At 36.9% G+C, this 9,431-nt stretch carries 10 protein-coding genes and 2 pseudogenes; 9 read left to right on the top strand and 3 right to left on the bottom strand.

Annotated features, from left to right (window positions below; genetic code table 11):
* Nucleotides 1-66 precede the first annotated feature (66 nt).
* From FJR38_RS20600 to FJR38_RS20585, 4 genes are all read left to right on the top strand, one after another.
* Complete coding sequence (locus FJR38_RS20600; protein ID WP_053538669.1) at nucleotides 67-285, top strand: type II toxin-antitoxin system HicB family antitoxin; 219 nt, start codon at nucleotides 67-69, stop codon at nucleotides 283-285.
* Complete coding sequence (locus FJR38_RS20595; protein WP_053538668.1) at nucleotides 286-504, top strand: type II toxin-antitoxin system HicA family toxin; 219 nt, start codon at nucleotides 286-288, stop codon at nucleotides 502-504. It begins immediately after the preceding gene.
* Between the two features lie 135 nt (nucleotides 505-639).
* Nucleotides 640-927, top strand: coding sequence for a hypothetical protein (locus FJR38_RS20590; RefSeq protein WP_168539117.1), 288 nt, complete (start codon nucleotides 640-642; stop codon nucleotides 925-927).
* Nucleotides 924-1,325, top strand: a complete 402-nt coding sequence (locus FJR38_RS20585) for a type II toxin-antitoxin system VapC family toxin (RefSeq protein ID WP_168539115.1) — start codon at nucleotides 924-926, stop codon at nucleotides 1,323-1,325. The genes FJR38_RS20590 and FJR38_RS20585 overlap by 4 nt, the downstream gene beginning before the upstream one ends.
* 208 nt (nucleotides 1,326-1,533) lie before the next feature.
* Here FJR38_RS20585 and FJR38_RS20580 read toward each other — a convergent pair whose 3' ends face one another.
* Together FJR38_RS20580 and FJR38_RS20575 are read right to left on the bottom strand one after the other, a co-directional pair.
* Complete coding sequence (locus FJR38_RS20580; RefSeq protein WP_254449519.1) at nucleotides 1,534-1,953, bottom strand: type II toxin-antitoxin system VapC family toxin; 420 nt, start codon at nucleotides 1,951-1,953, stop codon at nucleotides 1,534-1,536.
* Complete coding sequence (locus tag FJR38_RS20575; protein WP_168539113.1) at nucleotides 1,950-2,186, bottom strand: DUF2281 domain-containing protein; 237 nt, start codon at nucleotides 2,184-2,186, stop codon at nucleotides 1,950-1,952. The genes FJR38_RS20580 and FJR38_RS20575 overlap by 4 nt, the downstream gene beginning before the upstream one ends.
* 250 nt (nucleotides 2,187-2,436) lie before the next feature.
* Here FJR38_RS20575 and FJR38_RS20570 point away from each other — a divergent pair, with 250 nt between their 5' ends.
* Both FJR38_RS20570 and FJR38_RS20565 read left to right on the top strand, forming a co-directional pair.
* Nucleotides 2,437-3,030 carry a Uma2 family endonuclease gene (locus tag FJR38_RS20570; RefSeq protein ID WP_168539111.1) on the top strand — a complete coding sequence of 198 codons (594 nt, stop codon included), beginning with the start codon at nucleotides 2,437-2,439 and terminating at the stop codon, nucleotides 3,028-3,030.
* Between the two features lie 1,093 nt (nucleotides 3,031-4,123).
* On the top strand, nucleotides 4,124-4,726 hold the full coding sequence (locus FJR38_RS20565; RefSeq protein ID WP_168491973.1) for a hypothetical protein: 603 nt from the start codon (nucleotides 4,124-4,126) through the stop codon (nucleotides 4,724-4,726).
* Between the two features lie 214 nt (nucleotides 4,727-4,940).
* Here the strand turns inward: FJR38_RS20565 and larC are convergent, their stop codons facing one another.
* Nucleotides 4,941-6,245 carry a nickel pincer cofactor biosynthesis protein LarC gene (gene larC, locus FJR38_RS20560; RefSeq protein WP_168539109.1) on the bottom strand — a complete coding sequence of 435 codons (1,305 nt, stop codon included), beginning with the start codon at nucleotides 6,243-6,245 and terminating at the stop codon, nucleotides 4,941-4,943.
* A gap of 163 nt (nucleotides 6,246-6,408) precedes the next feature.
* Between larC and FJR38_RS20555 the strand changes: the two genes are divergently transcribed.
* From FJR38_RS20555 to FJR38_RS27845, 3 genes and pseudogenes are all read left to right on the top strand, one after another.
* A complete protein-coding gene (locus tag FJR38_RS20555) occupies nucleotides 6,409-7,068 on the top strand; it encodes an L-threonylcarbamoyladenylate synthase (RefSeq protein WP_168539305.1) in 660 nt (219 codons plus the stop codon).
* Between the two features lie 387 nt (nucleotides 7,069-7,455).
* Nucleotides 7,456-8,677: pseudogene (locus FJR38_RS20550) on the top strand (HetZ-related protein).
* Nucleotides 8,678-9,173: 496 nt separating this feature from the next.
* Nucleotides 9,174-9,431 (top strand): annotated as a pseudogene (locus FJR38_RS27845) (IS110 family transposase); the annotation flags it as partial.

Raw genomic sequence — 9,431 nt, 5'->3', positions numbered from 1 at the left:
CGAACAACTAGCCAAGAAAATTAGATATATTAATAATCAGCACACAAATATACAAACCCCTCCTGTATGAAATTTCAAGTAATATTCACCTATGATTCAGAATATCTAGGTTACGTTGCTGAAGTACCAGAACTTCCTGGTTGTGTCAGTCAAGGTAAAAGCTTAGATGAAGCAATAGAAAATATCAAAGATGCTATCAAAGGCTATCTTCACGTATTAGAAAAACATGGTAAACCCTATGTAACCAAAGAATCTCAATCTTTTGTAGGGGAAGTAGTAGTATAAATGGGACGCTTATCAAATATTTCCGGTAAACAAACAGTCAAAATCTTTGAAAAATTTGGCTATGCTGTAGATCATCAAACCGGAAGTCATATCATACTGTGGCACGAATCAAAACCCATTTTATCAGTTCCTAATCATAAAGAACTAGCACCAGGTTTACTCAGAAGTTTAATTAGACAAGCAGGAATTACCGTAGATGAATTTTTAGGAAACAAGTAATACTCTCGGTGGGTTAGCAATAACATAACCCACCTTTAATAACCCTGTATCTATTCACATCATCTCACCCAACCATCACCGAGTAGCTTATAATAGGATTATACCGAAAAATTTTACTCAACTTAGGAGTTAATAATGGTAATAAAAATTGCCGAAATATCTAAAGATATTGACACCTTACCAGAAGAAGCACAAATCTTACTACTAGATTTTATTCAACTACTCAAAAAACGTTATCCACAACCAGAAAATCAACACATAGAAAATGAGATAACTTTCTCATCTACCCAAAAACAAAAACCACATCCACTAGACACATTTATAGAAAAATATGGTGCTTGGGAAGATGAACGCACAGCAGCAGAAATAGTCACAGAGATTTATGATAGCCGAACTATTTCTAACTACGATATTAGCTTATGATTTATTTATTAGATACTGATACCTGCATTTACTGGATTAAAAACATTAATTCCGTCAGAGATAAAATCCAACAAATAGGATGGGAGCAAATTTGTATTTGCAACATCACCGGTGCTGAATTGTATTTTGGTGCTTACAATTCTCAAAAAGTAGCAGAAAATTTAACTCGTGCAGAAAAATTCATTCAAGATATTGAAGTTATAAATTTAGATAATAATGCTGTCAAAAAGTTTGGAGAATTAAAAGCGGAACTTAGAAAAACAGGACAACCAGTAGCAGATTTCGATTTATTAATTGCTAGTGTTGCAATAACTAGAAACTATATTTTAGTAACTAACAACACTCGTCATTATAGCCGAATTTCCGAGCTAAAATTAGAAAACTGGATTTTACCTTAAAAAAGTTCTTGAAGGTGGGTGAACAACAACATAACCCACCATTAATAACGCACTTATTACAATTCAAAAACCCTGTATCTGTTCACATCATCTCACCCAACCATCACCAACTATCATATAAATAAGAGAAGACAATAGAACTATCACAAATACACCTGGAAACATTCATCTCACCTGAGAATTATCATTCAAACTAAATCAAATCCTCTTATTCTGGCATAATTACCGGAATAACTTGATTTTTATTGCGCCGATAGATCAGAAAATCACTATCAAAAGTTAACAAAAAACTATCATTATAAAGTTCAGACATCCTCACCAAACAAGCATCAGCGAAAGACATCGGTACAGACTGATAAATCTTGAGAAGTTCACCAATAATTACAGCTTCATCATCCAAATTAAAAGGTACTTTAATAACTCCATTCCTCACCAAATTTATCACAGCATCTTGACTACCATAAACATTTCGTAACAAAAAACAAGCCTCAGAAATTACAGCTTCACAAGTTAATAAAGGAGGCTCAATATTATCCCATTGTGATGTTACCCAACCATGAAACTGATCACGACGATTAATTACAGGCACTAATGGACCCGTATCTAGTAAAACACATCCCCTCATCATGCACCGTAACCATTCATATAATCTTTATTAGTAGATAAATCCTCGGCTGCTTCCACACAACCAACGTATTCTTGAGCCATAGCTAAAGCCGAAATTCCTGATTTTTTGGGTTGATTAGATAACCCTTGTTTTTGCATTTTAGCTAACAAAAACTCTACCAAATCTAAGGCTTCTTGTTGTTTATCAGGAGGTAATATTTTTACCTTATCTATAATTATTTCTTCAACGGTCATTTGATTTGTCCTTGAGAATAAATTAATATTTACTGCTCTGCTTTTTATATTTTATCACATCCCTCACTCATTACAACCCGAAAATCCTGTATCGGTCTACATCATCTCACCCAAACATCACCAACTATCATGTAAATAAGAGAAGACAATAGAAACATCACATATACACTTGGAAACATTCACCTCACCTGACAATTATCACCTGACCATGAGTTATAATCAAGATTAAAGTCATAACCATAAAATTACTATGACTCTCCAAATCCTAGACAAAACCACCACAATTTCCGAACAGCGATTTCTTCTACCTGGTTATTACACCTGGAAGGAATTTGAAATAATAGAAACCTTAACCGCAGACGCAGGAAATTTGCGGATAACTTATCTTGATGGGTACATCGAATTTATGACACTTGGTGAACAACACGAAAATATCAAAAAAATTATCGCTATTTTGATAGAAGCATATCTTTTTGAAAAAGGGATAAACTTTATCCCAGTAGGTAGTGCTACTCGTCGCGCAAAAGAAAAAAGTGCTTCCTTTGAACCTGATGAATCTTATTATATCGGAGAAAAAAAAGAAAATCCAGATTTAGCAATTGAAGTTAATATTACCAGTGGCAGTATTGATAAACTAGAAAAATACAAAAGATTTAATATTACTGAAGTTTGGTTTTGGGAAAATAATCAATTGTCTCTCTATCATCTCAAAAATGATAATTATGAGCAAATTAATCAAAGTGAATTATTGCCATCTTTAGATATGAATTTATTGGCAAGTTGTGTTTTAATGCCTTCCATTATTGATGCAAGAACAGCATTTATTAAAGGTATTAAAAAATAGTAGTTTGTAGGTTGGGTTGACACAAGGAAACCCAACAATACCCACGATTAATAACACTAAATTACAACCCAAAAACCCTGTATCTATCCACATCATCTCACCCAACTATCATGTAAATAAGAGAAGACAATATAACCATGACAGATACACCTGGAAACATTCACCTCACCAGATTTAGATTCCCAACTTCTAAGATTGGTTATGGATATGATAGAAAAATCTTGAAAAGAAGTCGGGGATCTTTGGTGCGTAGTTTATAATAGGATCATACCGAAAAATTTTACTCAAATTAGGAGTTAAAGCTCAAGTTACTTTTTTAAATAGTCTGGAACAAGAATTATTTACAGTTTTTAATTTATAACCTCATCATACTCCGCAAATTATTCAATTAATCGAAAAATATGCTAATCTACCAATGGATTTATCTGATGCTTCCCTAGTAATTTTAGCAGAAGATTTAGGACATGAACGCATTTTTTCAGTAGATTAGCGTGACTTTAATACCTATCGCTGGAAGCAAACTTATCCTTTTGAAAATCTGCTGTTTTGTTAGAAACTGATACACCTAAGAATTATCACCCGAACTAAATCAAATCTCCTACCCATAGGCTAAAATTAGTAAATAAGCCTTTTCACAAAATTGCCAGTATGCAAGTTAATAATCTTGGCTAACTATTCAACAAAATGCCAATTTAATAAGCATCTAGTTCGTAAGTTTAAGTTTATCTAAAAATAATTTGAATTGTATTTATAGATAATAATAAATGCTCGTTATATGTCAACCCATACAATATTTTTAGTCAGTTATTGATACATATTTTAATATTACTTAGTGAGTCTAGCTAATAGTTTGGCATAGCAACTACCGAATAGCCACATACATATATCAAGCTTATCAAAATCAATAAAAATCTCTCCCTATAGTTAGATAAAACTTTGAATCTAACTGCTATACAATGCGATATATGCAAAGATAAATATCTTTTCTGTGATTAAGATTGTTTTTAAATTCAATCAAAATCAGCGAAAATATGCTGTTCAATTTAATATTGATTAATTGTGAATTAGGTCAAAACCAGAAAAGGAGAGGAATATGAAAACAGTAATTGCTTGGTTGCAAAACCTACGCCCCCTCAAAGTTTTGACAGTTTTTTTGGCAGTAACTTTCCTATTTTTAGTACAAGCTTGTAATCGCCCAGGAATAGCTACACAGCCAAACCAACCGCCAGGACAACCACCAAATGCACAAAGATATGATCCCGCAGTAAATTATCCAATTCCTTCTTATCCAGTGGGAACTGATAAGTTTAGTGATATAGATTCCAGAGCAAAAAGAGCGGAAGAAGAAGCTAGAGATAGAGCAGAAGATTTAATAAACCAGGCTAAAAGAAATGTAGAAACAAAAGGAATTGATAGTCGAGAGCAATTTGTTCGTAATTATCAGGAAGGAACACCCTTAGATGAAAGAGTGAAACGTCTAGGTGAGGATATAGGTAGTTCAGCGGAAGAATTGCGAGAAGGTGTAACGAAGGGAACTCAAAGAGGAATTGAAAACCTCCAGGAAAATGTTACGAATGCTACTAAAGATTTAACAAAGAGTGTGCAGCGAGGTGCTGAAGATATGGGTAAAAATATTCAGCGCACAGGAGAGGATACGACAGATGTATTCAAAAGGAGTATGAGAAACGCTGATTAAAATTTATCTCAAGACAAGAAAGATCATTTGTAGGGTGGGCATTGCTCACCCTATATTATTATCCACATTTTTGCATAATTAGGGTTTGCTGAAAAAGTTATCTGTGAGGAGAGGGAACAGGGACTGGACAATAAGGAACAGAAAATTTCATGTTTTTAAACATGAGATGGAAATCGCATTTTTTAAAAACATCTTTTTTGACTGACCTTTCAACTCATAACTGAAATTTCTTATCTGTTCCCTTTTTTTGTAATAAATGCCAATTCTGAAGTGCTAATCTGTGAATTTCTTGCCAAGGAATATTATGTTTTCGTGCTAAAATTGCACAATCTTCATATTCTGGTTGCACATTAGTAATTACCTTTTCTGTAGCTGTTCCTGTCCAGGCAAATTTTACAGCTATTGTCCCATAACCAGTTTCCACATTTTGAATTTCCCGTTGTAAAATTGCCCGTTGTTCAGTAGTGCGGCGAATCCCTAAAGTGCTAGTTTCTCGAAATAACACCTCTTCACAACTAGCTAACTTCTCTGGATGACATATAACAGTTAACAAAATTCCGGGACGTGACTTTTTCATTCCTATTGGTTGGGTAAAGACATCCACCGCACCAACAGCAAATAAAGCTTCAAATACATAACCGAATACTTGGGGATTTAAGTCATCTATTTGAGTTTTGAGTACAGTAATGGTTTCTAAATTTGGGGAATATTCCGCCAGATCACAGTTATCAGTCTGTAAAGATTCACTTTCACCAAACCAGAGCCGTAGTATATTGGGGATGGGTAAATCTAGAGAACCTGCGCCTAATCCTACCTGTTTGATAGTGATTGGTGGAGGTGAACCAAAGTTTTGAACTAAGGTAGTAGCGATCGCCGCCCCCGTTGGTGTTACCAATTCTCTGTCAATACCATTGCTATAAACTGGACAACCCCGCATTTCCCACAGCTTTAACACTGCTGGTACTGGTACTGCCATGAGTCCATGTGCAGCATGAACAGTCCCACCTCCCGTAGGGAAAGCAGAACAGTATAGCAAAGGCCAACCCTGGCGATCGCTGTCAATACCCAACCAATCCAACCCTAAACAAGTACCAACAATATCCACAATCGCATCTACAGCCCCCACTTCATGGAAATGAACTTTTTCAGGTGCAATGCCATGAACAGCCCCCTCAGCTACTGCTAACTGTCGGAATACAGCTAAACTCCAAGCTTCCGCTCTTGTTGGCAATTTCCCCTTGAGAATCATCTCCTCTATCTCTGGCAAATGTCGGCCGTGATGATGATTATGTTCATGGTGATCATGATGGTGATGATCAACCAAATCCACATGAATTTTAGTCGCTTGTTGAGTTTGACGGTGAACCAATTCTGCCCGTAATCGGTATTCCTGCTCAATTCCCAAGCCATTGAGTTTTTCTGTCAAATACTCCAAAGGCACACCTAGACTAACTAACGCCCCCAGGCACATATCACCAGAAACCCCTGTCGGACATTGAATATAAGCGATTTTATTCATAAATTTATTTGTTAGTCGTTCGTTGTCAGTTGTCAATTGTCAGTTGTCAGTCGTCAGTTGTCAGTTGTCAGTTGTTAGTTGTCAGGAAGAAGAAAACTCTTACCCAATCACCAATCACCAATTACCCATAACCCATTACCAATCACCAATCACCAACCCCATTATGGCCAAAATTTTCACGATTCATCCTGATAACCCTCAAAGCCGCCGAATAGAGGAGATAAAGTTGGCGCTTTCTAGTGGCGCTATCATGCTCTACCCTACAGATACAGTTTATGCAATTGGTTGTGATTTGAATGCGAAGTCAGCGGTGGAAAGAGTGCGGCAAATTAAGCAGTTAGCAAATGATAAACCTTTGACATTTTTATGTCCCTCACTTTCCAATGTGGCGACTTATGCCTTCGTAAGTGATACAGCCTACCGGATTATGAAGCGGTTAATACCAGGACCCTACACATTTTTGCTCCCTGCTACCAAACTAGTACCACGACTGGTGCAAAGTCCCAAACGCAAAACCACAGGAATTCGAGTGCCAAATCATAACGTTTGCTTGGCATTACTGGAAGCGTTAGGAAATCCAATTATTTCCACTTCGGCTCATGTCAGAGTCAATGACGAAGACCAGGAAATAGTTGAAGACGAACCACAACCAATTTTGTCACGGGTAGATTTATATGACCATTTGGATAAATTGGTAGATATCATTATTGACACTGCTGAAGAACCGACATATCAAGTGTCTACCATTTTAGACTTGACGGACGAAGAACCAGTCATTATACGGAGGGGTTTAGGTTGGGAAGCTGTAGCTGCTTGGGTTTAAGAATAAAGCTTTATGCGTACAACCCTTTGTTTTGGACTCGGTTGCGCTAATTTATGATTACCTTACTCCAATTTTGAAATTGTCATACTCACAGGCATGAGAATCCCCAGTCATGAAATTCCAGCAAACCTAATCATGACTAGGCTTTCGGTTATTTTTACCTAAGAGTGAATATTTCTATCCCATCTTTGATTTAGTTGCTAAAGAAAAAAGCGACACAATTAACAAGCCCTTAACTTTGGAAATTTCCTACAGTGTTTACATATCAGCAGTCCAGGTGATGAATCTTCACAGAATAAATTCTCAAAGATTCTCGCTAATGTGACTGGCCTTAAATGCTGTATCTGCGTTTGAGTTAAGGTGCAATACCAATTTTACAGAAAAGTCATGAAAGCTAACATCGCCAATCTGCCTAATTCTACATCTGCTTTTAATAGCTATATTTCTCTTGAAGAATTGTCTGTTGCTAACACCGATACATTGGTGCAACTTTTATCCGATGAAATGCAATCTCAAGTCAAACCTACATCAGTTGGTGTGCAAGCTGTAGTCCAGCGGATAGCCAAAGAAGTAGAACGGATATGTGATAAAAGTTCCCGCATTCAAAACTCAGGACAAATTCAGTCTTGGCAAATTACTTTAGGAAGACATCGTTTACAAAAGTGCTTGCGTTACTACCAACTCGGTGCTAAACAAGGACGTGTGGAATTACATAGCAGTTTGGGCGCGATCGTTTATCGTCACGTTACTGTTGCTGGCTCAGATTTAGGCTTTGAGGCTCGTTACAATCTCATTGAAGATTTTTTACAGGCTTTTTATATCGAAGCTATTAAAGCTTTTCGTCGAGAAACTGAATTACCTGAAGACTACACCCCCCGGCACTCAGCTACAATTAGCGGAGTATATGGCGTTTACAGAACAGTATGCCAAACGCCGGATTAATTTACCTGGTGGCGCTAATCAACAGTTAATTGTTTTACGCGCTCAAGGTTTTGCCCGTCGTCAACCTCAAGAAACTACTGTAGATATTGAAATGGCTGTGGATTCTGCTAAAACAGAAGAAGCCGAATCTTATCAACGTAATGTAGCAGTGCAGCAAATTCGCTCACAAATGATTGCCAAGCCTACTTTTGACCCCTCGGAAGAGTCGGAACGCAATCGTGTGATTACCGAATTGATGAAATACCTGGAGTCTCAAGGACAATCTGATTGCATGGATTACTTGACTCTTAAACTCCAAGACCTTTCAGCACCGGAAATTGACCAAATTCTGGGTTTAACTAGCCGTCAACGCGATTATTTACAACAAAGATTTAAGTATCACGTTGAGAAGTTTGCTAAACAACACCAATGGCAATTAGTACATCAATGGTTGGGTGCTGGTTTGGAACACAAGTTAGGTTTAACTTCCCAGCAATGGGATATTTTCTGGAATCAACTCACACCACAACAACAGCAAATTTTTGAATTGAAAACTGCTTGTCAAAGTGATCAACTTATCTCTAAAGCTGTTCAGTGTACTCCTAAACAACTCCAAAAACGCTGGACGCAAATGTTAGAATTAGCATGGTCTATTCGTAACGGTCATGCTGAATCTAAAAGTAATTAAAGTTAAGGAGATTCAGCAATTCAGTAGGTTGGGTTGACGTAAGGAAACCCAACACTTTCATGAAAATGTTAGATATAGGAATCCGGTTTGATTCCTGAATTTTCCTACGTATGAAGGCAAAAGGCAAGAAGCAAGAGGATTCGAGAATATAAAGGTGTACCGAGTTCCGTTCAAAAATCAAATAGGAGTCCTATATTACAATGTTGGGTTATGGCTTCGCCACACTTCGTGAACACTTCATTCTACCCAACCTTGTATCTTAGAGGTATGTTAGAGGAAGTGGTAGACCGTCCCAACCTGGGTCAGAAAAGACCGCATCGTAGCAAGGATCACCACAACAATCTCCATGACAGAACTCGAACAGTCGCCTGGGGTAAAAACTATGAACAAAGACATAGATAATATAGCCCGTATCGTGCAAGGATGAGTGAAATCAAGGGGATGAATAAAAAACAAAACAAATTAAAAGAAAGTAATTGAAGGTGGAGAGTTAAAAATGGAAAATATCTCCCAATGGGTAGGCATTGACGTAAGTAAAGCAACACTTGATGTTTATATCCGTCCCATGGGTAAAGCATTTCAAGTGGCTAATAATGAAATAGAAATAGCTAATTTAGTCGAGCAACTGAAAATATATAATGTAAACCTCATCGTCTTGGAAGCAACAGGAGGACTAGAAACAGAATTAAATAAATTCAAATTGCAAGCGGCACTTTTACCAGTAGCATTAATCAATCCTCGTCAAGGAAGAGAC

Origin of the sequence: Anabaena sp. UHCC 0253, from assembly GCF_009712085.1 — a bacterium.
Taxonomy (GTDB): domain Bacteria; phylum Cyanobacteriota; class Cyanobacteriia; order Cyanobacteriales; family Nostocaceae; genus Dolichospermum.
The sequence above is the reverse complement of the archived record's forward strand: the minus strand, read 5'-3'. Positions and strand labels throughout refer to the sequence as shown.